This is a genomic window from Guyparkeria hydrothermalis, from assembly GCF_023555385.1.
GTDB lineage: Bacteria > Pseudomonadota > Gammaproteobacteria > Halothiobacillales > Halothiobacillaceae > Guyparkeria > Guyparkeria hydrothermalis_A.
On sequence record NZ_JAJSED010000001.1, the window covers coordinates 1,982,267 to 2,006,484 of the forward strand.

Consider the following 24,218-nt stretch of genomic DNA (forward strand, 5'->3'; position numbering starts at 1 on the left):
TCCAGCAGGCGGGATGCCGAAAGGCGGTGTAACTGAAGATGCGGACAGAAAGGAAAGTCGATGCGATCGTGTTCGACTGGCTCCGTGAGGGGCTGGAAGAGCGGCTCGCCGAGCTCTTGAGGGCCCTGGAGCAGCTGTCCGAGGGTCAGAACGCGACCGAGCACGTCTTCGATGCCACTCAGGCGCTCCACACCTTGGATCGCGTCTTTTCGATGGTTGATATTCAGCTGGTGCGCGTGCTGGTCCGCACCCAGCTGGCCGCACTAGAGCCACTCGAGGAGGATGGGCGCGAGGAATCCGCCGTGTCTGCCCAGATCGAGTCGGCTGCACTGTTGCAGGCGCTGCTCGATCGCATGGCTGCCGGGACGGAGATTACCCCGGCGAGTCTGCAGCCGATGGTCAGCCGGCTGCGCGAGACCATCGGGCAACCGCCGCTCGATGTCCGTGAACTGGCTGCCCGTTCCTTCCTGTTGCAGGCCGAACATGAACTGGGCAAGCGCCCACATCGCCCGAAGGGGGTGGACGCCGAAGCCGAGTTGCGCCCCTTGCTGCGGCGGATGGAGCGCGAGGTGCTGGCGGTCATGCGGGACGACTGGACGGTGCTTCCGGGCCTGCGCGATCTCTCCATGGAGATCATCGCGCACGAATCGAGCCGCAGCGCGATCATCGCGATCCGGGTCGTCGGCGAACTGCTACGGCTGACCGAATCGAATCCCGACCGATACGCCCCCACCCTCAAGCGCGCCGTAGGACGTGTTCTACAGCTCTTCCGCCTGCAACTGCAGGGGCGAAGCGAGGCGGTAATCAATCATGCCGGCCTCGACCTGGGCGCCACCGTGCTCCTGTCCCTGCTGGATCTGGTCGATGACCAGGACCGCATCTGCTACGACACGGCGGCCGAGTGGCGTACCCAGCTGGAGCGCGCGGAGGCGCCGGCGCACTTTGTCGGCCTGAATGCCGAGGCGCTCATCGCCGTTCAGCAGGCGCTCCAGGAGGAGTTGCTCGTCACTCAGGACGTTCTCGACCTGTTCGTCCGTGGCAAGCGCGATGATCTCGAGCCGCTGAACCGCATCCTGTCGAAATTCGAGCAGATGTCGGGTGTGCTGGACGCGCTGGGCTATCACGCCGCAGCGTCGGCGCTCGAGGAGGGGCGCGATCGGCTGCTTGCTGTCACGGAAGGGACCGAGTCGCTCGACGACGCGATGCTCATGGACCTGGCCGGTACCGTCATGCTGCTCGAGCAGGTCATCGACGGCATCCCGCGCCACATGGCCGATCATGAGCGTGGCGAGTCGCTGCACGACCAGACTGTCGCCAGTTCGATCGGTGCGATCGCCAGTGCCGCCTACGAGTCGCTGGGCGAGGCGCGCGAGAAGATCAATGCCGGACTGGCCGGTGACGACAATGCCGATGTCTCCCCGGGCGAAGCCTTGGCCCAGGCCGCCGACATGCTGACCGGCATCGGTGAGGTATTGCGACTGTCTGGCTATGATGCGGCCACACCGCTGGCCATGGCCCTGGCGCAATGGAGTCGGGACCAGGCGTCCGGCGAACCGGGCGCTGATGAACACAGCCTTCCGGCACTCAGCGAAATCTTCGCTGCACTGGAGTTCTATCTCGAGAACCTGCGCGACTTCCGGAAGGAGATCGCACGATTCCTCGAGGCGCCTAAGCGCCGTATCGACGACCTTATCGGTCACGACGAACCGGTCGAAGGAGTTACGGAACAGCCCATCGAGAAGTCGGCCCAGGCCGAACAGGAGGACGCAGCGTTCGCCGAAGAGGGTCCCTCACCGGAGACCGAACCGACCGAAGATGCTCTTGGCACTGCCGACGAATTGCTCGACTTCTGGCAGGTCGACCAGGAAGAGCTCGAGGCCGACACCCGCGAGACGGAGAGTGACTCCCCCACTGAGGCCGCGGCCGTCGAGGCGGACGCCACCGAGGAGGCCAGCGGGGAGGAACTCGAGGCCGCGCTGGACTACTCGCTCGATGCGGGCGAGGACGACCAGCGGCTGGCTCCCACGGAGGATGCCGATACCGAGGAATTGCCGGATCTGCCGCAGAGCGAACCGGAAGAATCAGAAGCCGAGGCACCCGCTCCGCAGGAGGATCTTGATGCCCTGAATCTGCCGGAGGCGCAAGAACGTACCGAGGCGGAACTCGAGGCCGATGAAACGGGTCAGGGCGAGTCGCTCGCTTCGGACGACGAGGCACTCTCGCTTCTGGAAACGCAGGAAGCGTCCGAGGAAGAGAGTGATCAACCGCCCGTTGATGATGAGGCGGTGCTTGCCGCCCCGCTGCCTGAGGAGGCCGACGAGGCGGCCGTCGACCAGCCGGGAGACGACGCCGAGACGCTCGCGTTTGCCGAAGCCGAGTCCGAGTCCTCCGAGGCGTTGGAGTCCGCGCTCGACTTTGGTTTGGCGGAGGACCAGGACGATCAGGGTGCAGCCCCGGCTGCCGATGCGACGAGCGAGGATGCCCAGCCGCACGAGCTGCCGGACCAGCCGGTCGGTACGCCCGAAACGGAGGGTTTGCCGCCCGAGAGCGAAGAGCGCACCCTCTCGTGGACCGAGACCGAGACCGAGACCGAGACCGAGACCGAGACCGAGACCGAGACCGAGACCGTTGACGCGGATTCCGAGCAGTCGTCGGGCACGAGCAACGAGGGTGTTGCCGACGAGGGTGACGCTGCGAGCCAACCAGCCGCGCTGGCATTCGACGAGGTGGAAGACCAGTCGGCTGAGGCGCTCGAATCGGCGCTTGATTTCGGGCTGGCCGAGGATCAGGACGAGCTGCGCGCGGGCGCCTCTCCCGACGAGGAAGAGAAGGCGGTCGATCTGCCTGACCAGTCCGTCGAGGCCCCCGAGTTGCCGGAGACAAAGGCGGCAGATGAGCCGGTAGCCGACGAAGGTGAGCCGGCGGCATCGGAGGCCGCGCCGGAAGACGATCCGATGATGGCGGAGATGCGAGAGGTCTTCGCCGAGGAAATGAGCGAAACGGTGCCGGACATGGCCGAGGCTGCCACCGAGTGGCGGACCCGGCAGGATGGCGACGCACTGGTGCGCTTGCGCCGCGGCTTCCACACCATCAAGGGCAGCGGCCGGATGGTGGGGCTGGACGCCATCGGTGAATGGGCGTGGGCCTGGGAGCGACTGCTCAATCAGGTGATCGACGGCAAGCTCGATAGCGACAAGACGACCCGTGACGGCGCGAGCGACGCCGTTGCCCTGATGGAAGCCGCGTTGCCGGATCTCGAGGTAGGGCGCCCGACACCGGAGACACACTGGGTCGAGTCCCGGGAGCTGGCCGATCGTATCGAAGCCGGGGAGACTGAGCTTATCGAGGAGGCCGACGAATCACCCCCGGTGGAAGCGCAAGAGGCGGCCGAGGCCGATCATGCTGCCGAAGCCGAAGCCGAAGCCGAAGCCGAAGCCGAAGCCGAAGCCGAAGCCGAAGCCGATGTCGATGTCGATGTCGATGTCGATGTCGAAGCCGATGTCGAAGCCGATGTCGATGCCGCGGTGCCGGTGATCGAGGATCCGGTCCTGCGCGAGATCTTCGACCAGGAAATCGGTGGTTACATCGATGAATTGCACCAGAAGATCGACGCCGCGCGCGAGCAGGGCGTTGGCCTCGCCTGTGACAGCGAACTGGTGCGGCTGCTGCATACCACGCTCGGATCCGCTCGCACGGCCGGCGTCGACATCATCGCTGCGCTGGCACGTTACCTCGAGGACTGGTCTCGGGTGCTTGCCGAGCACCAGGAGCGACTGGGGGGCGAAGACCTCGAGCTGTTTGCCGAGGGTGCCGATGCCATCGAGGCGTTGCGTCAATGGGCGGTCGATCCCGTCCGCGACCGTCCCGACAGTGAAGCGCTCGAGCAGCGGCTGGACGAGCAACTGAACAAGGTGCTGGCCGAGTACGGCGAGGTTGCCGAAAGCGCCGAGGCTCGCGAGTCTCGCGACGAAGGGACAGCCGTCGAAGCGTCGGTCGACGAACCTGAGCCGTCGGGTGACGAGGCCGACGAGGATCAAGGGACTTCCGAGGCGCCCGCCCCGGTCGGTTTCGAAGCGGATGAAGGCGACCACGAACCGGCATCTGAGACGGAGGCGGCGGAAGAGGACGCCCCGGCTACCGATCAAGCCGAGAGCGTCGAGGAGCCGGCCGACGAGTTGGCCGAAACCGACGAGTATGCCGATATCGAACGTCGGCCGGACGACGACCCGGCCGAGCAGGACGAGGATATCCTGCAGATATTCCTGGACGAGGCGGATGAACTGCTGGAGCAGGCGGATGCCTACTTGGCCCATTGGCGCGTCCATCCGCACGATCTCGAATCCGTTCGCCTGTTGCACCGCAATCTGCACACCCTCAAGGGTGGCGCGCGGATGGCAGGTCTGCTCAATCTGGGCGATGTGGCGCACCATCTCGAGGGTCGCCTCGATCTGGCCCGTCGCGAAGAGTCCCGGGACAACGAGTCGCTGGTCGCCCTGGTCCAGCATAGCTACGACGTGATCGCTCGATTGCTCGACCGAGTGCGCAACCAGCAGCCGATCCCGCAGCAAAGAGAGCTGATTGGCCTGATCCGTGACCCGGAGGGTGCCAATCGCTTTGCTCAGCGCTCCCAGGGTGGCGAGGAAGCGACACCGGCATCGCCGGGCAAGCTGGCGCCTGCGTCGACCGCGACGGCCGAGACGCAGACGCCGCCTTCGGAACCCGCCACCGGCGGCCCCGAAACCGCCACCACCGAGCGCCGCGACGAGCAGGTGCGCGTCGCGGCGGGCAGCATCGATGCGTTGGTGAACCAGATCGGCGAGTCGGTCCTGCTGCAGTCGCGGGTCGACCGCCAGGTCAACGGCTTCGAGCGCCAGCTGTTCGAGCTGCAGCAGACGGTCACGCGCCTGCGCAGCCAGTTGCGGCGCCTGGAAATCGAGACCGAGACCCAGATCAAGGCGGACCTCATGGAAGAGGCCGGCATCAGCGAAGAACAGTTCGATCCCCTGGAATTCGACCGTTTTACCCAGGTGCAGGAACTCTCGCGCGGCATCATGGAGTCGCTCGGCGACGTGGCGAACATCGAGGAGAGCCTCAGTTCGCTGACCGAGCAGTCCCAGCTGCTGCTCCTGCAGCAGTCCCGCCTCGGCCGCAAGATGCAGGACGGCGTGCTCGCCATGCGCCTGGTGCGGTTCAACGACGTCGCCGGCCGTCTCCGTCGCATCGTGCGCCAGGTGGGTGACGAGATGGGGCGCCAGGCTGAGCTCGTGATCGAGAACGGCGACGCCGAGATCGACCGCGTCACCCTCATGGCTCTGCTGCCGTCGCTGGAGCACATGCTGCGCAACTCGATCGCCCACGGCATCGAGCCGCCGGAAGAGCGTCGCGCCCTGCACAAGACGCCGGCGGGTCACCTGCTCATGAACGTCGACAGTGGCGGTGGCAACATCACAGTGAGCCTGCGGGACGACGGCCGGGGCCTCGACCTCGACGCGATCCGCCGCAAGGCCGTCGAGCGCAGCCTGATCCCGGCCGACATCGAGGTCAGCGACGAGGAGGCCCGCTCGCTGATCTTCCTGCCCGGCTTCTCCACCGCCGGCAACCTCTCGCAGGTCGCCGGCCGTGGCGTAGGTATGGATGTGGTCGCCAGCGCGACACGTGAGCTGGGCGGCTTCGTCGACATCGACTCCGAGCAGGGCCGCTACACCGAGATCCGTCTCAATCTGCCGCTGACCCAAGCGATGACCCGGGGCATCCTGATCGGCAGCGGCGACGACCGCTACGCTATCCCCTACAAGGGGGTCGTGGCGGTAACCCGGATGACCGGCGTGGCGCTGGCCGAGCACTACCGGCAGGAAAAGCCGCAGATCGAGTACGACGGCGAGCGGTACCCGCTTTACTATCTGGGTGAGCTCCTGTGGGGGCAACCGCCGGCGGAGACCGAGCAGGACGTGGCCGCCATTCGACCGATCCTGCTGTTAAAGCTCGGCGAACGGCGCTTCGCTCTACATGTCGACCATCAGCTCGGCGGTATCCAGCTGTTCGTCAAGTCACTGGGTCCGCAACTGGGCCGGATCCCGGGGCTCTCCGGGGCGACCATCGCCGACGATGGCGACGTGATCCTGGTGCTCGAGCTGTTCGAGCTGGTCCAGCAGTTCCAGCGGCGCGACTACCAGCGCCGCCTCGGCGAGCAGGGCGGGCTCAAGCCGCGCCGGGCCCGTCCGACGGTGCTGGTGGTGGACGATTCGCTCACCGTGCGCAAGGTCACCGCCCGCACACTCGAGCGGAACAACTACGACGTGCTGCTCGCCCGCGATGGTGTCGAGGCGCTTGGTCTGCTGCAGGACAGCCTGCCGGATCTGGTGTTGAGCGACATCGAGATGCCGCGGATGGACGGCTTCGAGCTGCTGGGAGCGATCCGTAACGACCGCGCGGCCATGAATACGCCGGTGGTGATGATTTCCTCGCGCACGGGGCAGAAGCATCGTGCGCGTGCCGAGAACCTCGGCGTGTCCGCCTATCTCGGCAAGCCGTATACCGAACTCGATCTGATCGATACCATCGAGCGGCTGCTGCCGTCGACGACGGCGGATCGTCCGGATTCGACCATGGACGAAGAGAATGTCGACCGAACCGAGTAACGCCACCATGGATCAGCCGAACGAAACGCAGGAGCATGCCGGGGCCATCCGGGCCGTGCGCCTGCCGACCCAGCTCACCGAACTCGAGCTGCTCGTCCCCTACGCCCTGATTGCCGAGATTACCGATGTGTCGCTGCCCGAGGGCAGTATTCGGCTGGGACGGAACGAGGCGACCATCGTCAACTGGCGGGGCCAGCGCGTACCGCTGGTGAGCCTCGAGGCGATGAACGGCGAGTCCGTGCCGACGATCGGCCGGCGGGTGCGTTGTGCGGTGCTGTACGGCACCAATCCGGAGCGGGCGTTGCCCTACTTCGCCCTGCTACTGTCCGGCGTGCCCCGCTCGGAGCAGGTATTGCGCGGGCAGATGGAGGACGTCGGTGCCCGGGACAACCCGCTCTGGCGTGCGGTGGTTCGGCTGGGTGGCCGCCTGACCGCGATCCCCGATGTCCGTGAACTCGAGGAGCGTATCGACCAGATGCGCCTGGGCGAGGAAGAGGGGCCTCAGGCCGCGACCGACGACTAGCGGATCGAGCGCCGCCATGAAAAAACCCCGGTCACCTGACGGTTACCGGGGTTTTTCGGTTTCCGGGGCGTGATGCCTAGACATGGCGGTGTTGCGACAGGCTCTCCCGGATCAGTTGGGATGTGGCCAGTGCCACGATCCCCACGGCGGCGTATGTCGCGGCCGTACCGAGGTAGCCGGTCAGATAGGGCGCGACGCTGGCCGCATAATCGCCCGCGCTCATCGTCTCGAACTGGCCGGAAAACGCGAAGAAGGTGACGTTCGCGATCCCGAAGGCCGCGGTCACGCCGACGATCAGCGCCGCGGCAATCAGGCCCAGCGTCGCAGGAAGCCCGGCAGAGGCATGCGCCTCCAGCTGTCGGCGTGCGAGCCGGCCTGCGCCCCACAGCGCGGCGTAGGCCAGCAATACGCCCGGGTAGGCGGGCGAGAAACAGCTGGCCATGGCCGCGCCGTCCATGACGACGCTGCCCAGATCGACGAGGACCGCCACGACAAGCAAGCCGGCGAGCACGCGTGCCGAGCGGAACCACAACCCGGCGAGGAAGAACACGGCCCAGGAGGTGTCGGCCAAGTGCAGCACCGAGCTGAAGTGGTGATAACGCGTGGCCAGCATCGACAGGGCGAGCAGGGCCAGCGCCGCCACGCCGACGACTCGGCTGGACGGGAAGAGGCGGTCAAGCGTCGGGTTGGGCATCGGCAACATGCTCCTGAAAGCCGGTAGGAAGGCCGCTTATGTTACCGGCCGTAGCGCAGGCCCACAAACACGCCGCGCGGTGCCGCGTAGTAACCGTAGACCGGTTGATAGTCGCGATCGAAGAGATTCTCGACGCGTGCTTCGACCCGCCAGTGGCGCGCGAAGCGGTAGCTGCCCCGCAGGTCGGCAGTGACGAACCCGTCGTTGTCTGGAGCGTAGGGACCACCTTCGGAACGGCTCTGACCCCAGAGGCTGCCACCGACGCTCCAGGCGCCCAGGCGCCGATCAATATCCAGCCGGCCGCTCCAGCGCGGCTGGCGGACCAGTTGGTCGCCGCTGGCCCGGTCCTCGGTGGACAGGTAGGTGCTGTCGAACCGGGCGTGCCAGTCGTCGCTGGCGTAGCTCAGCACGAGTTCCGCACCACGCACGCGGGTTTCATCGAGATTGATCGGGTTCAGGCCGGTGCGGATCAGGTCGTCACCGTCGGTCTGGAAGACGTGCGCCTCGACGGAGACCGCCTTGCCCTGCCATTGGACGCCGCCGCGCGTGGTGCGGGTGCGTTCCGGCTCGAGATCCGGGTTGCTGTAGGCATCGTAGCTGCCCGTGTACCCGTTGTAGACCGGCGGGTAGTAGAGCAGGTTGAACGACGGGGCGATGAAGGCGGTGCCGTGGCCGGCCGTCAGCGTCCAGGCATCGGTCAGTGCGTAGGCCAGGTCCAGCGAGCCGGTGTTCGCCGTGCCGAACTGCTCGTTGAAGTCGCGGCGCAGGGCAAGCTGGACGCCGAGATCCCCCAGTTGCGAGTTGAGCTGGCCGAAGATGGCCTGGTTGTCGCGTTCGGTTTGCTCGAAGGCGGTCGTGCTCGACAACTCGTCACGGGTCTGATCGGCACCGAGGGTGAGCGTGGTGTGAGGGCCGAGAAAGAAGTCGCCGGCCAGCGAGAGGGTGTCGCGACGGGTGTCGAAGCGGCTGATCAGGCTGCCGTCGCCAAAGTTGTCCTGGTAGTCCAGGTGGCGGCCAATGCGGGCTCGTAGCTGCCAGAAGTCAACGCGGCCGGTGGCGGCGGACAGGCCGAAGGTGGCCTGCTCGACGCTCGACTCGTTGGTGAAGCCGTCGTATTCGACGTCTGACGAACTGGCGAGGAAGTGGCCGCGGACATGGCCGCCGTCACCGAAGCGATAGCCGAGTTGGCCCTGGGCGGAATCGTTCACGTAGCCGTCGCTGTCGGGTTCGTCCGCATAGCAGGCCGATGTCGGGTCGTTTATGCAGGCGTCGAAGCCGTCGGTTTCGCGGTGCGCGATGCCGAGCGAATAGTCGACTGCCTCCTGCCGGCCGCCGACATGCCAGTCGGCCTCGCGCTGTCCGCGGGAACCCGCCCCGACGCCCCCCGAGACCCGTGTGCCGTCGGCCGAGCCTTCGCGGGTGAAGATCTGGATGACCCCGCCGCCGGCATCCGCGCCCCACTGGCCTGAACGGGCGCCCCGCACGATCTCGATGCGCTCGATCTGGGCGAGCGGGATGTGTTCGAGGAAGGTCTGCCCGGCGGAGACCGAGCCGATGCGGACACCGTCGAGAAACACCGCCGTGCGGCTCGCGCTCTGTCCCCACAGGGAGATGTTGGTCGGCTTGCCGGCCCCGCCAAGGTTGGTCATCGTCACGCCCGCACGTCCGCGCAGCAGGGTGGCCAGCGAATCGGCCTGGCTGCGCTCGATCTCTGCCCGGGTGATGACCGTCTCGGGCATGGCCGGCGCCGGTAGCGGCGCGCTGCGTGCGGCGGTGATATTGATCGGCCCGAGGCGATCATAGGCCGAGACCGTGGAGCTGAGGAAAAGGGCAACGCCACCGAGCCCGGCGGCCAGCGGCGGCAGGAAGAACTGCTTTGTCATGGGAAATGATCACTGCATCGACCAGCCCACCGCAGGTCGAGAAAGCCGATCAGAGGCCGGTCTCCGGGCTCGTGGTCTACCGGCATCGCCTTCCCGGCCCGTGGGCCAGTGGCTTGGAACCGCTCGTGGTTCCTGCATGATGCCGACGTCACCACCTACCGTTGCGGGGGCAGCACAGGCGTTCGACCTGTTTCCCTGTTTCAGCGACCGCCGCAGCATGCCTGTCGGGATCGCCACCTCTGACGTCGACGCGCATTGTTGGCAATTCGCCGGGTGAAGGCAAGCCGGCGGGCTGAGCGTCGCTCATGGTTTGCATGAATCACGGCGCTGCCCCAACTCGCGGGCGCCGTGAAAGTTGTCGGCTACAATGGGGTCGCCCCACTTGTCTAGGAACGGAGAGTTCATGCCCCTGACCGCCCCGCCGACGATTCGGACCGTTCGCCCGCTCGCCGAAACCCGGCTGTTCCGGATCGAGGGCGTGGATCTGCGTTTCGACAACGGCACCCAGGTGAGCTTCGAGCGGTTGAAGGGCAGTGCGCAGGGCGCGGTGATCGTCGCCGCGGTGACCGACGATGACCGGTTCGTGCTGATTCGCGAGTACGCCTGCGGGACCGAGCGCTACGAACTCGGCCTGCCCAAGGGGCGGATCGACGCCGGCGAGAACCCGATGGAAGCGGCGAACCGCGAGCTGATGGAAGAAGCCGGCTTTGCCGCCAAGCGGCTCACCCGGCTCAACGAAATGACCATGGCGCCGACCTACTCGGGGCAGCGTACCCAGCTGGTGCTGGCCGAGTCGCTGTATCCCGCGAGCCTGCCGGGCGACGAGCCCGAGCCGCTCGAGGTCAGCTTCCTGCCGATCGCCGAGCTCGACGATTTCGCGGCATCGGGCGACTGTTCGGAGGCGCGCTCGCTGGCTGCCATGTATCTGGTGCGTGCGCATCGGCAGAGACGGGAGAGGGAAGGAGCCGCGTGAACGAGACTGCCAAAAGCCAACGGATGGGCACGCCGGCCGGGGTGGATCGGGCCCTGCTCGACGAGGTGCGAGCGATCGCGGAGGCTGCGGGGCACGCGATCATGCGGGTCTATGAGCAGGACTTTGCCGTCGAGCGCAAGGCGGACGCCTCGCCCGTGACCGAGGCCGATCTGGTGGCCAACCAGCTGATCGCCGAGCAGTTGGCCGGACTCGGCGACGGCTGGCCGGTGCTGACCGAGGAGGCGCGTGCGCCGGCCTGGCACGAGCGCCGCGAGTGGCAGCGTTACTGGTTGGTCGACCCGCTCGATGGCACTCGCGAGTTCGTCAAGCGAAACGGTGAGTTCTCGGTCAACATTGCCCTGATCGATGCCGGCGAGCCGGTGCTGGGCGTGGTGTTCGCCCCGGCGATCGGCCTCGAATATGCCGCGATCCGCGGCGCCGGGGCATGGCGCTACGATGACGGTCAGGCGTGCCCCATTCGGGTGCGGGCGGTGGCCGAACCGCCCACGCTGGCCTTGTCGCGTTCGCATGCCAGTCGGCGTGAGATGCACCTGATCGAGACCTTCTCCAGGCCGGGTGGTGATCGTGCCACCGTCGTGCGCTGCGGCAGTTCGCTCAAGACCTGCCTGGTCGCCGAGGGCAAGGCCGACCTCTACCCGCGTCTGGGTCCGACCTCGGAGTGGGATACGGCCGCTTCGCAGTGCGTGCTGGAGACCGCCGGTGGCTATCTGACCGACCTGGCCGGTCGACCGTTGCGCTACAACACGCGCGAGTCGCTGCTCAACCCGATGTTCGTTGCGCACAACGGCATCGAACTGGATTTCGCGCGGCTACACGAGATCGCCGCGCTCTGAGCCCGTTACATGGTTGGCCGGTTCACTCGCTGGCCGGTTCGGCCTGCATCCAGCCGTTCTTGCCGTCGATCAGTCTCAAGCGCGTGCGGTAGGGACGCGTCTCGCCGGCTTCGAACTGACCGAAGCGGAGCATCAGTCCCAGCCGGGTCAGGCTTTCCATCGCCCCGCCGTTCTCCTGCATGTCCTCGGCTACCTCGGTCAGGCTCTGCGGGAAGCGGAGCGTCGCCTCCACGTCCACCAGCCACATGTCTCGCTGCTGGGCGGCGTTCATGTTGTCGATCGATTCGACCACGACCACCTCGCGGGAGGGGTCGAGTTCCGCCTGAAGGATCTCGCGCACGTCCGCTTGGTTCGGTCCGCCCAGGCCGCAGCCGGCGAGCAGGATGGCCAGGAGCAGACCGCTGAGTGTCGCGATCGAACGGTTCATTCGGGCCGTGCCTTGCCGGCGCGGATGCCGGCCTTGAGGTTGTCCCAGTGCGCCCAGTTGTCGGCGGTGGGGGGCATCTGCAGGTGGAAACCCAGCTTTTCGATGTGGTCGCGCACCGTCGTGGTGTCGGTCCGGGCCAGCTGCCGGTCTTCCGACAGGTCCAGTTCCATGACGAACTCGAGCTCGCCGAGGCGCTCGCGCACCGTTGCGTCCAGTTCGTCGAGGTCCTGTCCCTCGCGCACGAACAAGTACATGTCGGGGTTCTTGCGGCTCTTGAAGATATGGGCCTGCATGGCGTGATGCTTGGGTTGTGAATGGGGCGACGATTGTCGCAGATTCGGGCCGATCGCGGCAGTTGCCTATCGGTAGCCGGGAAAACCGCCCGGATAGCGTCCGGAATAGCCGGGTTCCTTGATGGGCTTGCCGTCGGCCGAATAGGGGTCGCGCGGCGGATGGTCCCTGTCACCCACGCGTGGCTGGTGGTGCGGCGGGTAGTGACGCGGTAACGGGTAGCGCTGGCCGAACCACAGCGACAGCCCGTCGTCGCTCAGTTGCAGCCCGCCGTGCGAGCGGTCCCGATAACGGTCGTAGGGGGCGAGCGGATAACCGCGCGGGTAGTACCCTCCGTCACGCCATGGCGTGATCACCGTCACCTCCGGGTTGGCCAGCCGCTCCTCGAGAGCGCGGCGACGTGCCTCTTCCCGAGCGCGCTCGGTCGCTTTGCGCTCGGCCTCGCGGCGGGCCTCGTATTCACGGGCCATCTGTTCGATACCTTTCCGTGCCGCCTCGCCGCCGCTTCCCGCTTCGGGTGCCGTGACCGTCTGCACTTCCATTTCACCGTTGCAGGGTTCGTCCGAGAACACGATCCGGCCGTCGGAGTGGATGCACTTGTAGACCGTGGCCTGTTCCGCGGCGATCGCCCATGGCGCAGTTGTCAGCAGCCAGGCGCTCACGATCAGTCGGTAGGCCTTTCTTGGCAGATGTTTCATGTCCACACCCCTTCGTCTCGTAGATCGTTATAGACCAGTCGCGGCATGCGAAGTATCCCGCTGCCGTCGAGGCGGCATGCGCGGGGTCAGCCGCGAAGGCCGCAACGAGCGAATTGCCGCCGTTGTGAGGTCGTTCTGTAGCGGAATTGCCAGCGTCATGAGGCGCGGGTAGTCTTCCCCGCTTGGATTGACTGAATCAAAGGGAGTTGATGAATGTTCTACCTCGTGCTTACTGCCGCCCTGGTGGTGGCTGGCCTGGCCCTGTTCAAGTGGGAACCGGAGCGGCTTGGATCCAAGTCGCGGTTCGTCGGCGGGGCCATGCTGGTCCTTGCCGTTCTCACCTTCTTCAGTACCAGCTTCGTCATTATCGGTCAGGATTCCGTCGGGCACCTGAAGCGCGTCTATTTCGGCAAGCCGCTGCCCAAGGGCGCAATCATCGCGCCCGATGCCAGTTTCAATGGCCCGCAGGCGGAGATCCTGGGGCCCGGCCTGACCTTCAAGCCGTTTCTCAACGTGATCTACGACGTCGAGGAATGGCCCGTCCAGGAGATCAAGGACGGTCAGCTCGGCGTGCTGACCGCGCGTGACGGCCGCCCCCTGCGACCCAGCCAGTACCTTGCCGATCCCTGGCCGGACGTCGAGCGCATGCTCGATGCGAAAACCTTCCTCACCGAAGGCGGGCAGAAGGGCACGCAGCTGACGGTGCTCAAGCCGGGCAAGTACCGCTACAACCAGTACCTGTTCGAGATCGTCCGGCATCGCGCGCTGGAGGTGGCCGACGGCCATGTCGCCGTGATCAAGTCGAACGTGGCGGAACGAGACGATTGCAACGTGCCCGTGCCGGGGTCGGAGACCAACCAGGCGCTTTCCGCCTCGGTGGTCGATCGCGGCTGCATCGGTGTCTGGGACGAGCCCTTGATGCCTGGCAAGTACTTCCTGAATCCCGTGGCCTACAAGCCAATCATCGTGCCCACGCGGGTGCAGAAATGGGAATACAAGGGCGGGTATTCCACCCGCCAGATCGATCTGACCATCGGCGACAACGGCGAGATCCAGCAACGCGAGTTTCCCATCGAGGCTCCGGTGCCGGAGGATGCCGCCGATCAGGCGATTCGCGTGATCACCGAGGGGTGGCCCGTTCCCCTGGAGATGCGCATGGCGATCCAGGTCGCGCCGCGTGACGCGCCGCGCGTGGTCGCCGCGGTGGGCAATCTCGGTGCGGTCGAGGACAAGATCGCGACACCTGCCCTGCGCTCGGTCATGCGCAACATTACTGGCGAGAAGGAACGCAAGGTGATGGACCTGATCGAGGAACGCGAGCAGATGGAGGCCGCGGCCGAAACGGTGCTCGAGCCGGAGCTCTTCAAGGCGGGGGTGACCCTCAAGGAGATCCGCTTCGGCGATCCGGTGATCCCGCCCGAGCTTCTTCTCACCCGCCAGCGCGAACAGCTGGCCACGCAGATGAAGCAGACCTACGAGCAGGAGCGCGAGGCGCAACTCGAGCGGATCGAGCGCGAAAAGGCCAAGGCGGAAGCGGACCAACAGAGCGAACTGGTCAAGGCGGAAATCGGCGTGCAGCGTGCCGAGCAGGAGAAGGAGCGCATGCGTCTGTTGGGCGAGGGCGAGAAGTTGCGCCTGTCCGAGATCGCCAAGGGCCAGGAAGCCCAGGTGGCCGTGCTCGGGCAGCACAACGCCATGCAGCTGGCCGTGCTCACGCAGATCCTCGATGCGGCGAAGGAGAACGCCGACATCATCAAGGTGCCGACCAGTCAGATTCTGGTTCAGGGCGAGGCTTCCGCCGACGGGCTGAACTCCATGGCCGCCATCCTCGGTGGCAGTAATATCGCGCAGGGCATCATGCGGCCGGTGGCGCCCGCGGAGCGACAGGGTGAGAGGCGCAGCCGGACGCCCTAGCGCGGGGCATCACCCCGCTCGCATCTAGCCGGCGAGCGCCGCCTCGACGTCCTTGGCCTTGGGCGCGCCCTTGCCGGCCAGTTCCTGGGCGAAAACCGCCAGCCGGTGACCCTCGATCAGATCGAGTAGCGCCTCGCGGCGTTGCCATTCGGGCAGGTCGGGAGTGCCCTTGGTCAGACGGTTTCTCACCTGTTCGGCCAGCGGCGCGAACGGCACGCGCAGCATGCGGTCGCGTTCGGGTTGTCGTTCGGTCTTTTCCAGACGCTTTTCAGCACCCTCGAGGTAACGCGGCAGGGCGGTCAGGCGTTCGCCACTGGCCAGCCAGATGAAGCGGGGGTGGACCAGCATGTCGAGCTGTTCGCCGATCTCGCGCGCCGCCTCGATCACCGACAGCGGCAACCGGCCGTTCAGCTGGCGGCGCAGGCCGTGCTGCTTCTCGAGGATGGCCTTGACCGACTGGGCCAGCTCGCTCGCCCGTTCGCCCAGTGCCTGGTCCAGCCGGTCGAGTCGTTCGCGGAAGGTGGCCTCGTCGCGCACCGGCGGTTCGCCAGCGACCGCCAGCTCCCAGGCGGCGCGGAAGACCAGTTCCTGGTCGAAAGCTCGGTCGGCCCGTTTCGGTCGCTGCATGCCCTCTTCCGGCACGGGGCGGGTCTGCTTCAGACGGCTGTAGTGCAGCCGGACGGTGTCGAGCGAGCGGTCGCCGCGTAGGTCGGATTCGGCCTGGCGGACCTGCTGGGCGCGGGCCAGCAGCATCAGGCGGACCACGCCGGCCTCGTGGATCAGCCGCGCGCGTTCGGGATCGTCGATCAGCTCGACCTGCACCGCATCGCCGTCGTCGACCAGCGCCGGATGAGCCTCGATCTGCGCGCCGCCGCTGTCGATGGTGAGCGTGTCGGGCAGTTCGCCGAGATCCCACTCGCTGGTGCGATGGTCCTCGAGGCGGTGCTTGGAGCGCTGGTTGAAGGCCTGCCGGGCGCGCTGGGCCTGCCGACCGCGCAGCGCATTGATGTCGCGGTCGGCGTCGATCGGCTCGCCGTCCTCGTCGACGGCGACGAAGCGCATGCGCAAGTGCTCGGGCAGTTTCGTCTCGTCGAGCAGTGCCGGGTCGACCTCGTGACCGGTCATGCGGCGCAGCTCGTCGGCGACCGCCTGGGTCAGCGGCAGGTCGGTGTCGCCGATGCGTTCCTCGACCGCCTCGGCGAAGCTTGGTGCGGGCACGAAGTGGCGGCGCTCGGCCTTGGGCAGGCCGCGGATCAGGGTCTCGATCTTCTCGCGGCGCAGGCCCGGCACCAGGTGGGTGGTCGGGGCGGCGTCGAATGAGTCGAGCAGGCCGATGGGGATGTGCAGGCTGACGCCGTCGTCCGGCTCGCCGGGGGCGAAGTGGTAGGAGAGCTTCAGGCGATAGCGACCGGCCTGCCAGTGATCGGGCAACTCGGCCAGTCGCCGGTCGTCAGGTTCGCTGGCCAGCAGATCCTCACGGGTCAGCTCGAGGCTGCCGGCGGCGGCGCGATCCTTCTTGATCCAGTGATGCAGCTTGCGCGCGTCGGTGACATGCGCCGGGATGCGGGCATCGTAGAAGTCGAACAAAGCCTGTTCGTCGACCAGAAAGGCCGGTCGGCGCAACTTGGCCTCGAGCGTCTGGATCTCCTCGATCAACGCCTGGTTGTGCTGCCAGAACGGCTGGCTGGATTCGAAGTCGCCCTCGACCAGCGCCCGGCGGATGAAGATCTCGCGCGCCTCGACGGGATCGATGCGGCCGTAGTCGACCCGTTTCTTGGTGACGATCGGCAGGCCGAACAGCCGGGTGGTCTCGAAGGCGCCCACCCGGCCGGATTTCGCATCCCAGCTCGGTTCGTTGTATTCGCGGGTCACCAGGTGTTCGGCCAGCGGCTCGAGCCAGCGCGGGTTGATAGGCGCGTTCATCCGGGCGAACACCCGCGAGGTCTCGACGATCTCGGCGGCGACCACCCACTTGGGCTGAGCCTTGACGCTCACCGAGCCGGGGAACAGGTAGAAGCGGCGGTTGTGGGCGCCGAGATACACCGTCGGGGCACGGCGCTTCTTGCCGCGGTGATCACCGGCGGCCTGCTGGTATTTCTTCGGCGGGGCCGGGTCGCGCATGCCGATCTGGTCGAGCAGCCCGGCGAGTGCCGCCTGGTGGAGCTGCTCGAGGCGGCCGGCGAGCTTGCCGGGCAGTTTCTGCTTCTCGCCTTCCCTGGAATTCTCCTGGGGCTTCTCCGGCATGACGATCGGCTCGAATTCCGGCAGGCGGATGCGGAACATCTCGTCGACCGAGCCGCGCAGCTGGCCGACCAGGTCGTGCCACTCGATCAGGCGGTTCGCGTTCAGGAAGCGCTTGATCGCCCACTGGCGTGCCTGGCGGCGGCTCTTGTGGCGGCGCACCTCGTGCCAGGCCGACCACAGGGCGAGCGCGCTGGCAAAGTCCGAGCCGGCCAGGGCGAACTCGGCGTGGGCGGCATCGGCCGCACCGCGGGCATCGGCCGGCCGCTCGCGCGGATCCTGGATGGCGAGGAAGGCGGCCAGCACCAGCATGTCCTCGGTGGCCCGCTCGCCGTGCTCGCGCGCCGCGACGATCATCCGGCCCAACGCCGGGTCGATCGGCAGGCGCGAGAGCTTGCGGCCGATATCGGTCAGCCGGCCGTGCTCGTCGAGCGCACGCAGCTCGAACAGGTGCTTGCGGGCGGTGGCCAGCTGGCGCGGGTCCGGCGGCTCGATGAAGGGAAATTCCTCGGCGTGACCTAGCTTCAGCGCGTCGAGCTGCAAGAGCACCGAGGCGAGGTTGCTCCTGAGGATCTCCGGGTCGGTGAAGGCCGGGCGCTGCTCGAAATCCTCCTCCTCGTAGAGGCGGATGCACACGCCCGGGGCGATCCGGCCGCAGCGCCCGGCACGCTGGTTGGCCGAGGCCTGCGAGACCGGCTCGATGCCGAGCTTCTGCAGCCGGGCGCGCGGGTGGTAGCGGTTGATGCGTGCCACGCCCGAGTCGATCACGTAGTGGATGCCGGGCACGGTGAGCGAGGTCTCGGCGACGTTGGTGGAGAGCACGATGCGTCGCCCGGCGTGCGGGGCGAACACCCGCTGTTGGTCGGCGGCCGACAGGCGGGCGTAGAGCGGCAGGATCTCGGTGTTCCGCAGGCCGTGGCGCGAGAGCTGGCGCTCGGTCTCGCGGATCTCGCGCTCGCCGGGCAGGAACACCAGGATGTCGCCCGGGCCCTCGTGGATCAGCTCGTCGACGGCATGCAGCACGCCGCGGGCGATGCTCGTCCCCAGTTCCTCGTCGCGGTCGGCCTCCGGCGGGCGGTAGCGCACCTCGACCGGGTAGCCGCGGCCGCTGACCGAGATGATTGGCGGGCGACCGTGGTGGTCGTCGGCGAAGTGCTCGGCGAAGCGCTCCGGGTCGATGGTCGCCGAGGTGATGATCAGGCGGAAGTTCGGCCGGCGTCGAAGCAGGCGCTTCATCACCCCGAGCAGGAAATCGATGTTGAGGCTGCGCTCGTGGGCCTCGTCGATGATCAGCGCGTCGTAGCGCAACAGGTCGCGGTCGTGCTGCAGTTCGGCGAGCAGCAGGCCGTCGGTCATCACCGCCACGCGGCTGTCCGGTCGCGTCTGGTCGGAGAAGCGCACCTTGTAGCCGACCGCGGTGCGCCCGTCGCCGCCCCCGTTGTCGCCACTTACGCCTTCATCGAGCTCCTCGGCCAGCCGCCGGGCGACATTGCGCGCGGCGATCCGGCGCGGCTGGGTATGGCCGATCAGGCCGCGGCGGCCGTAACCGAGCTCGAGCAGCATCTTGGGGATCTGGGTGGTCTTCCCCGAGCCGGTCTCGCCGGCGATGATGGTCACCGGGTGGCTGTCGATGGCTTCGAGGATCTCCTCGCGTGCCCCGGAAACCGGCAGGCTGTCGGGGTAGGCGATGTCGATCGCGAGCGCCTCGCGGGCGGCGACCTCGTCGGCGGCCTTCGTCACCCGGTCGACCAGCCGGTGCAGGGCCTGCTCGTCGGGTGCACCTTCCTCGAGCCGGCGCAACTGCCGGTCGATCTGTGGCAGATGACGCAGGGCCAGGTGATCGCGATTGGCGTTGATATACGCGAGAATGCTCGCCGGGTCGGCGCTGTCGACAGGATGGCTCATCCGACCCATTGTACGAAAAGCGACCGCAGAGCCGTGTCCGCGATACGCGGATGGCTCGGCCGGTTGCCGGAGCGGGAGTCCTCATGCCGGAAAACATCAGTTTCTTTGCCGCCCTGGCCGTGGGTTTCTTCGGCGGCGTGCACTGCGTCGGCATGTGCGGCGGCATCGTCGGGGCACTGACCTTCGGCCTGCCGGCCGAGACCCGCGAACGCCCGCTGCGGCTGCTGCCGTATCTCCTGGCCTACAACCTCGCCCGGATCACTTCCTACACCATGGCCGGCGCGATCGCCGGTACGGTGGGGCTGCTGGGGCTGTCGCTGGTGCCGATGCAGCAGGCCCAGCTGGTGCTGCTCGGCATCGCCGGGCTGTTCATGGTGATGATGGGGCTCTACGTCGGTGGCTGGTGGTTCGGCCTGACGCGCATCGAGCGGGCCGGCTCGCGGCTGTGGCGGTTCATCGAGCCGGTCGGTCGGCGACTGATGCCGGTGCGCTCACCGGCGCAGGCCTTCGGGCTGGGGCTGGTGTGGGGGTGGTTGCCCTGCGGGCTGGTCTACAGCGTCCTGATCTGGGCGCTGTCGGCCGGCGGGCCGCTGGCCGGTGCATTGCTGATGCTCGGTTTCGGCCTGGGTACCCTGCCCAACCTGCTGGCGATGGGAGCATTCGCCGCCCAGCTGGCGGCGTTCGTTCGTCGCCAGTGGGTGCGCCGGGTCGCCGGCGGGATGGTAATCGCCTTCGGCGTCTACCAGCTTTCGGTCGCCGGGGCGCGGCTGGCTGGCTGATCATCCGGGCGGTTCAGCCGCGTACCGAGAACCCTTCGATTCCCTCCGGCGCCTCCTCGCGGTGCTCGGTGCCGTCCACCTGCGCCCGGGGCGGTCCCTGTCGTAGTCGCTCCAGCACTGCTTCCACCTCGGAGTGCGGCCCTTCGAGCACGGCCTCCACCCGGCCGTCGGCCAGATTGCGCACCCAGCCGGTCAGGCCGTGATCGATGGCCTCGCGACGGGTGAAGTCGCGGAAGAAGACACCCTGTACGCGACCGCTGATCAGTACGTGCACCCGGCGCATGCTTGTTCTCCTCTGGTGGCTTGGCACCGGATTCTAGCCGCCCGTTACGCTGCGGGCAGCTTCGGGGATTTCCAGATAGCGCATGGTCCCGGCACCGGTTCCCTCGCGGACAATGCTGACGTATCGACCGTCGGCCGAAAAGGCGAGACCCTCCCACTGTTCGATCCGTGGCAGGGAGCGGGAGGCGATCGGGCGACGGATGGCCTCGGCCCACCCCTCGCCGGGCTCGCGGTGGAAGAAGTACAGCGAGGAGTAGGTCAGTACGCCCAGCACGCGCCCATTCGGCGACAGCGCCATGTCGGTCGGCAGGCTCGTCTGCCGGCCGGTCAATGGCGAGAGCAGCCAGTTGATGGGGTCGGTCGGCACCAGCCCGCCCATCGGGCCGACCGGCCGGGCCTCGTGCACGGGGGATTCGCGCAGGCGCTCGCGATCACTGTCGCCGTGGTCGGCATCGTATGAGTGCCGCGCGGAGAGCGGCAGGGAAAACAGCCGCGGCGGGTCCTCCCGCTTGCTCAGCAGCAGCACCTCGCCGCTGGCGGTATCGATGGCCATCGCCTCGGTGTCCGCCGGCCCGTCGGGGTAACGGTAGCGCAGCAGTGCGGTGGGTGAGGTGCTGACCCTGCCCGAGGCGGGCAGGGTTTCCGGTTCGGGGATGAACCAGAGTGCGTAGTCCGGCCAACTGCCAAGGTTGTCGCCGCTGTCGGCCACCACCAGGGTGTCGACCCCGTCGAGGCGGGTGCTCTCGATCGCTTCCCAGTCGCGCTGGGTCAGCCCGGTCAGCTCCACCCGGACCCGAGGTTGTCCGTCCGGGGAGATGCCGTACAGGAAGGGTGTCACCCGGCGCATGGACCCCGGATCGTTGATGTTGTCGTTGTGCGTCCAGAGAAGGGTGGGATGCTGGGTCGAATAGGCCAGCCCCGAGGCCTCGTCGATCTGAGCGGGAAGTTCGGCCTCGTTCGGCGGGCTGGCTGGCGCGGCCGGGGCGCACAGCAGTGTCACCAACAAGGCAAGAATCGACCGATGGTGGAAGACGGGAGGCGACATTGGCGGGTGACGTTCAACGTGGCGGCAGGTGATGGGCGGGCACAACGGCGCCCCGACTCGCCCGGCGGAGCCGGGGCGGGGCGCAATGTGCTTCAGGTTGGTCCGCCGAAACCGCCTTGGGTTCCCCGTCGGGCCGGGGCGGCGGTTTCGGAAGGGATGGCGTCAGGCGGGGCCGTCACCCGACGAGCCGCCCGACTGGCCCTTGCCGGCACCGATGGTGTCGATGCCGATCAGTCGGTAGACCGGGCAGAAATTGATTACCGCGGTGGCCAGCGGGATGATGCCGATGTAGCCCCACCAGCCGATCACGCCAAACAGTGCCAGCGCGATGAGCGCCACGCCGACCACGATGCGCAGCCACCTGTCGATCACTCCCATGTTCGCTTTCATCGGTCACTACCTCCGAGTTGTATCAGGACAATGGATTCGCCGAAGCGAGTGTAGTCACTGCGGAGGGAATTTCCCGTGTTCGACGCGATGCAGGGCGATCGTCTTCTCGAAGTAGATGCTGAAGTCGGCGTAATCCCAGCGAATGATCGGCGGGGTCGGATGCTCGCCCTGAGCGGGCACGGCCGCGAATCGTTTTACCGGCTCGCCGAAGCGGGCGATGACCTGGTTCTGGGTGAGGCCGTGAACTGACTGGTGGGTTGCGCTGTCTTCTGTCTGGGCCTGCACGACCGAGGTGGCGGCGGTCGCGGCAAACACGATGGCGACGGTCGCCAGCAGTCGGTTCAGGTGAGTCAACGGTTTCATGGCTAGCTCCTGGATCCTTGGTCGGATGGCTCGTTCCCTGACGGTTGCCCGGATCGTCGGTCTGGCGGTCGGTGTTGTCGGGCCGCGACATTCCGGGCGTTGCCTCCCGCCGTGAGAGCCGGATCGGCTCGCCATGACGGGGATTTCCGCTAGTCTGCGTCACGCCGCGCCATGCTGCAAGCTCGTCGACCAGCGTCGGGCGGCGACGGGACAGTGCGCGCGGTTGCGGCTAGACTGCGTTGATTCACGCATCGAGACAACACGAGAGGGCCGGATGAGGCGGACATTCGAATGGATGATCGGGTTGCGGTACACCCGGGCGAAGCGGCGCAACCGTTTCGTGTCCTTCATATCGGCAACGTCGATCATCGGCATCACGCTCGGCGTGACCGCCCTGATCGTGGTGATCTCGGTGATGAACGGCTTTCAGGACGAGCTGCGCGAGCGCATCCTCGGCATGACCGCTCACGTGACCGTCAGTCAGCAGGGCGGCTCGCTGTCCGACTGGCCGTCGGTGGTCGACCGAGTCGACCGGAATCCCGCCGTGCAGGCCGCCGCGCCGTACATCCAGTCCGAGGGGATGCTCTCGGCCGGCTCGGCCGTCTCGGGCGCGATCATCCGCGGCATTCGCCCGGAGCTCGAGAAGCCGGTCACCGACATCGGCTCCCACATGAAGCAGGGCGCGCTGGAGGACCTGGCGCCGGGCGAGTTCGGCATCGTGCTTGGCTCGGCTCTGGCGCGTTCGCTGGGCGTGGGCGTGGGTGACAAGCTGATGCTGATCAGCGCGGATGTCGCCGTGACCCCGGTCGGCGGCATGCTGCGCCAGCGGCGCTTCACCGTGGCCGGCCTCTTCGAGGTCGGCATGTACGAGTACGATCGCGGCACGGCGATGATCCACCTCGCCGATGCCCAGGCGTTGTTCCGCAGCGGCGAGTCGGTTTCCGGGGTGCGGCTCAAGCTCGACGACATCTTCTCCGCCCCGGCCGTGGCGCGCGATCTCAACCATCGTCTCGGTGCGCCCTACGTGGCCCAGGACTGGACCCGCTCGAATTCGAATTTCTTCCGGGCGATCCAGATCGAACGCACCGTGATGTTCATCATCCTGTCGCTGATCGTGGCGGTGGCCGCCTTCAACATCGTCTCGACGCTGGTCATGCTGGTCACCGACAAGCAGGGCGACATCGCCATCCTGCGCACGCTGGGCGCGAGTCCCGCGTCGATCATGATGATCTTCATCATCACCGGGGTGGTGATCGGCCTGATCGGCACGCTGGTCGGCGTCGGTGTCGGTGTGCTGATCGCGGAGAACATCGACGTGATCGTGCCGTGGATCGAGAACGCGGTCGGGATCCAGTTCATGCCCGCCGACGTGTACTACATCAGCGAGGTGCCGTCGCGGCTCGAGTGGAATGATGTCGGCCTGATCGGCCTGATGGCCTTCGCCCTGTCCTTCCTGGCCACGCTCTACCCGGCGTGGCGTGCCTCCCGTGTTCAACCGGCCCAGGCCCTGCGTTATGAATGACATGTCGCCGACCGATCGTCCCGTACTCGAAGCGCGCGAACTGACCCGCACCTTCCGCGAGGGCAATCTCAACGTCGAGGTGCTGCGGGGGATCGACCTGACCATCCGTGCCGGCGAGCGTGTTGCGATCGTCGGCGCATCCGGGGCCGGCAAGTCGAGTCTGCTCTCCCTGCTGGCGGGGCTGGACCAGCCCAGCGACGGCGAGGTCTGGCTGGCCGGGCAGCGTTTCTCGGCCCTGGGCGAGCGTCGCCGGGGGCTGTTGCGCAATCGTCACTTGGGCTTCGTCTATCAGGCGCATCACCTGCTGCCCGAATTCTCGGCGCTGACCAATGTCGCCATGCCGCTGATCATCCGCCGACAGGTGCGCTCGCAGGCCGAGGCAGAAGCCCGCACCCTGCTTGAGCGCGTGGGGCTGGGCCACCGGCTCGAACACCGCCCCGGCGAACTTTCCGGCGGCGAGCGCCAGCGGGTCGCGATTGCCCGGGCACTGGTCGCCCGGCCTGACGTGGTGCTGGCCGACGAGCCGACCGGCAACCTCGACACGCAGAGTTCGGAGGCCGCCGTCGAGGCGATGCTCGAGCTCAATCGCGCCATGGGCAGTGCCATCGTGCTGGTCACTCACGACCTCGGGCTCGCCGCGCGCATGGACCGCACCCTTCATATCGTCGACGGCCTGATCACCGACCGCGCCTGATTCCCTGCCGGCCTCTCGCCGGCCCGCTGTGTCCTGCAAAACATATTGCGGCCGCGTCAGCAGCGTCTAGGCTCCTTTGCACGTTCCGATCGCCCCGCTCCG

18 protein-coding genes and 1 riboswitch are annotated in these 24,218 nt (G+C 67.2%); of the genes, 8 read left to right on the plus strand and 10 right to left on the minus strand.

The features are described 5' to 3' along the window. Positions 1-68 precede the first annotated feature (68 nt). Together LV476_RS11280 and LV476_RS09290 are read left to right on the plus strand one after the other, a co-directional pair. Complete coding sequence (locus tag LV476_RS11280) at positions 69-6,638, plus strand: Hpt domain-containing protein (protein ID WP_250075468.1); 6,570 nt, start codon at positions 69-71, stop codon at positions 6,636-6,638. After that, the gene (locus tag LV476_RS09290) at positions 6,619-7,161 is read left to right on the plus strand and encodes a chemotaxis protein CheW (protein WP_250075470.1); all 543 of its coding nucleotides are present in this window, start codon (positions 6,619-6,621) and stop codon (positions 7,159-7,161) included. Before LV476_RS11280 ends, LV476_RS09290 begins: the two co-directional genes overlap by 20 nt. 76 nt (positions 7,162-7,237) lie before the next feature. Here the strand turns inward: LV476_RS09290 and LV476_RS09295 are convergent, their stop codons facing one another. Together LV476_RS09295 and LV476_RS09300 are read right to left on the minus strand one after the other, a co-directional pair. After that, positions 7,238-7,855, minus strand: coding sequence for a hypothetical protein (locus LV476_RS09295; RefSeq protein WP_250075472.1), 618 nt, complete (start codon positions 7,853-7,855; stop codon positions 7,238-7,240). 41 nt (positions 7,856-7,896) lie between these two features. Continuing rightward, entirely contained in the window at positions 7,897-9,738 is a 1,842-nt protein-coding gene (locus LV476_RS09300; protein ID WP_250075474.1) for a TonB-dependent receptor domain-containing protein, read from the minus strand. A gap of 37 nt (positions 9,739-9,775) precedes the next feature. Beyond that, a riboswitch (cobalamin riboswitch) is annotated at positions 9,776-9,994 on the minus strand. A gap of 147 nt (positions 9,995-10,141) precedes the next feature. Between LV476_RS09300 and nudE the strand changes: the two genes are divergently transcribed. Together nudE and cysQ are read left to right on the plus strand one after the other, a co-directional pair. Further along, on the plus strand, positions 10,142-10,711 hold the full coding sequence (nudE, locus tag LV476_RS09305) for an ADP compounds hydrolase NudE (protein ID WP_250075477.1): 570 nt from the start codon (positions 10,142-10,144) through the stop codon (positions 10,709-10,711). Positions 10,712-10,734: 23 nt separating this feature from the next. Beyond that, entirely contained in the window at positions 10,735-11,565 is an 831-nt protein-coding gene (gene cysQ, locus LV476_RS09310) for a 3'(2'),5'-bisphosphate nucleotidase CysQ (RefSeq protein ID WP_250076318.1), read from the plus strand. A 22-nt stretch (positions 11,566-11,587) separates the two neighbouring features. Here the strand turns inward: cysQ and LV476_RS09315 are convergent, their stop codons facing one another. From LV476_RS09315 to LV476_RS09325, 3 genes are all read right to left on the minus strand, one after another. After that, positions 11,588-11,992, minus strand: a complete 405-nt coding sequence (locus LV476_RS09315; RefSeq protein WP_250075479.1) for a hypothetical protein — start codon at positions 11,990-11,992, stop codon at positions 11,588-11,590. Further along, on the minus strand, positions 11,989-12,285 hold the full coding sequence (locus LV476_RS09320) for a YcgL domain-containing protein (RefSeq protein WP_250075481.1): 297 nt from the start codon (positions 12,283-12,285) through the stop codon (positions 11,989-11,991). The genes LV476_RS09315 and LV476_RS09320 overlap by 4 nt, the downstream gene beginning before the upstream one ends. 66 nt (positions 12,286-12,351) lie before the next feature. Continuing rightward, positions 12,352-12,981, minus strand: coding sequence for a DUF4124 domain-containing protein (locus LV476_RS09325; protein WP_250075483.1), 630 nt, complete (start codon positions 12,979-12,981; stop codon positions 12,352-12,354). A gap of 213 nt (positions 12,982-13,194) precedes the next feature. On the opposite strand from LV476_RS09325, the gene LV476_RS09330 reads away from it, so the two are divergent. Continuing rightward, positions 13,195-14,895, plus strand: a complete 1,701-nt coding sequence (locus tag LV476_RS09330; RefSeq protein ID WP_250075485.1) for an SPFH domain-containing protein — start codon at positions 13,195-13,197, stop codon at positions 14,893-14,895. Positions 14,896-14,919: 24 nt separating this feature from the next. Here LV476_RS09330 and hrpA read toward each other — a convergent pair whose 3' ends face one another. Beyond that, complete coding sequence (gene hrpA / locus LV476_RS09335) at positions 14,920-19,041, minus strand: ATP-dependent RNA helicase HrpA (protein WP_250075487.1); 4,122 nt, start codon at positions 19,039-19,041, stop codon at positions 14,920-14,922. Positions 19,042-19,124: 83 nt separating this feature from the next. Here hrpA and LV476_RS09340 point away from each other — a divergent pair, with 83 nt between their 5' ends. Beyond that, positions 19,125-19,820 (plus strand): sulfite exporter TauE/SafE family protein, encoded by a 696-nt coding sequence (locus tag LV476_RS09340; protein WP_250075489.1) that lies wholly within the window; start codon positions 19,125-19,127, stop codon positions 19,818-19,820. Between the two features lie 13 nt (positions 19,821-19,833). On the opposite strand, the gene LV476_RS09345 is transcribed toward LV476_RS09340, so the two are convergent. From LV476_RS09345 to LV476_RS09360, 4 genes are all read right to left on the minus strand, one after another. Continuing rightward, positions 19,834-20,103, minus strand: coding sequence for an acylphosphatase (locus LV476_RS09345; RefSeq protein ID WP_250075491.1), 270 nt, complete (start codon positions 20,101-20,103; stop codon positions 19,834-19,836). Positions 20,104-20,136: 33 nt separating this feature from the next. Then, entirely contained in the window at positions 20,137-21,147 is a 1,011-nt protein-coding gene (locus tag LV476_RS09350) for a hypothetical protein (protein WP_250075494.1), read from the minus strand. Between the two features lie 162 nt (positions 21,148-21,309). Beyond that, positions 21,310-21,537: a YgaP family membrane protein gene (locus tag LV476_RS09355; RefSeq protein WP_250075496.1), complete on the minus strand. Its 228-nt coding sequence runs from the start codon at positions 21,535-21,537 to the stop codon at positions 21,310-21,312. Between the two features lie 54 nt (positions 21,538-21,591). Next, positions 21,592-21,900: a hypothetical protein gene (locus LV476_RS09360; RefSeq protein ID WP_250075498.1), complete on the minus strand. Its 309-nt coding sequence runs from the start codon at positions 21,898-21,900 to the stop codon at positions 21,592-21,594. A gap of 274 nt (positions 21,901-22,174) precedes the next feature. On the opposite strand from LV476_RS09360, the gene LV476_RS09365 reads away from it, so the two are divergent. Both LV476_RS09365 and LV476_RS09370 read left to right on the plus strand, forming a co-directional pair. Continuing rightward, on the plus strand, positions 22,175-23,422 hold the full coding sequence (locus tag LV476_RS09365; RefSeq protein WP_250075499.1) for a lipoprotein-releasing ABC transporter permease subunit: 1,248 nt from the start codon (positions 22,175-22,177) through the stop codon (positions 23,420-23,422). Then, positions 23,415-24,116: an ABC transporter ATP-binding protein gene (locus LV476_RS09370; RefSeq protein ID WP_250075502.1), complete on the plus strand. Its 702-nt coding sequence runs from the start codon at positions 23,415-23,417 to the stop codon at positions 24,114-24,116. The genes LV476_RS09365 and LV476_RS09370 overlap by 8 nt, the downstream gene beginning before the upstream one ends. The last annotated feature ends 102 nt before the right edge of the window (positions 24,117-24,218 follow it).

What these genes read in the sequence shown, in the direction of transcription:
- LV476_RS09290 (WP_250075470.1), top strand. Translation starts at nt 6,619, where the DNA reads ATGTCGACCGAACCGAGTAACGCCACCATGGATCAGCCGAACGAAACG.
- LV476_RS09295 (WP_250075472.1), bottom strand. Translation starts at nt 7,855, where the DNA reads ATGCCCAACCCGACGCTTGACCGCCTCTTCCCGTCCAGCCGAGTCGTC.
- LV476_RS09300 (WP_250075474.1), bottom strand. Translation starts at nt 9,738, where the DNA reads ATGACAAAGCAGTTCTTCCTGCCGCCGCTGGCCGCCGGGCTCGGTGGC.
- nudE (WP_250075477.1), top strand. Translation starts at nt 10,142, where the DNA reads ATGCCCCTGACCGCCCCGCCGACGATTCGGACCGTTCGCCCGCTCGCC.
- cysQ (WP_250076318.1), top strand. Translation starts at nt 10,735, where the DNA reads ATGGGCACGCCGGCCGGGGTGGATCGGGCCCTGCTCGACGAGGTGCGA.
- LV476_RS09315 (WP_250075479.1), bottom strand. Translation starts at nt 11,992, where the DNA reads ATGAACCGTTCGATCGCGACACTCAGCGGTCTGCTCCTGGCCATCCTG.
- LV476_RS09320 (WP_250075481.1), bottom strand. Translation starts at nt 12,285, where the DNA reads ATGCAGGCCCATATCTTCAAGAGCCGCAAGAACCCCGACATGTACTTG.
- LV476_RS09325 (WP_250075483.1), bottom strand. Translation starts at nt 12,981, where the DNA reads ATGAAACATCTGCCAAGAAAGGCCTACCGACTGATCGTGAGCGCCTGG.
- LV476_RS09330 (WP_250075485.1), top strand. Translation starts at nt 13,195, where the DNA reads ATGTTCTACCTCGTGCTTACTGCCGCCCTGGTGGTGGCTGGCCTGGCC.
- hrpA (WP_250075487.1), bottom strand. Translation starts at nt 19,041, where the DNA reads ATGAGCCATCCTGTCGACAGCGCCGACCCGGCGAGCATTCTCGCGTAT.
- LV476_RS09340 (WP_250075489.1), top strand. Translation starts at nt 19,125, where the DNA reads ATGCCGGAAAACATCAGTTTCTTTGCCGCCCTGGCCGTGGGTTTCTTC.
- LV476_RS09345 (WP_250075491.1), bottom strand. Translation starts at nt 20,103, where the DNA reads ATGCGCCGGGTGCACGTACTGATCAGCGGTCGCGTACAGGGTGTCTTC.
- LV476_RS09350 (WP_250075494.1), bottom strand. Translation starts at nt 21,147, where the DNA reads ATGTCGCCTCCCGTCTTCCACCATCGGTCGATTCTTGCCTTGTTGGTG.
- LV476_RS09355 (WP_250075496.1), bottom strand. Translation starts at nt 21,537, where the DNA reads ATGAAAGCGAACATGGGAGTGATCGACAGGTGGCTGCGCATCGTGGTC.
- LV476_RS09360 (WP_250075498.1), bottom strand. Translation starts at nt 21,900, where the DNA reads ATGAAACCGTTGACTCACCTGAACCGACTGCTGGCGACCGTCGCCATC.
- LV476_RS09365 (WP_250075499.1), top strand. Translation starts at nt 22,175, where the DNA reads ATGAGGCGGACATTCGAATGGATGATCGGGTTGCGGTACACCCGGGCG.
- LV476_RS09370 (WP_250075502.1), top strand. Translation starts at nt 23,415, where the DNA reads ATGAATGACATGTCGCCGACCGATCGTCCCGTACTCGAAGCGCGCGAA.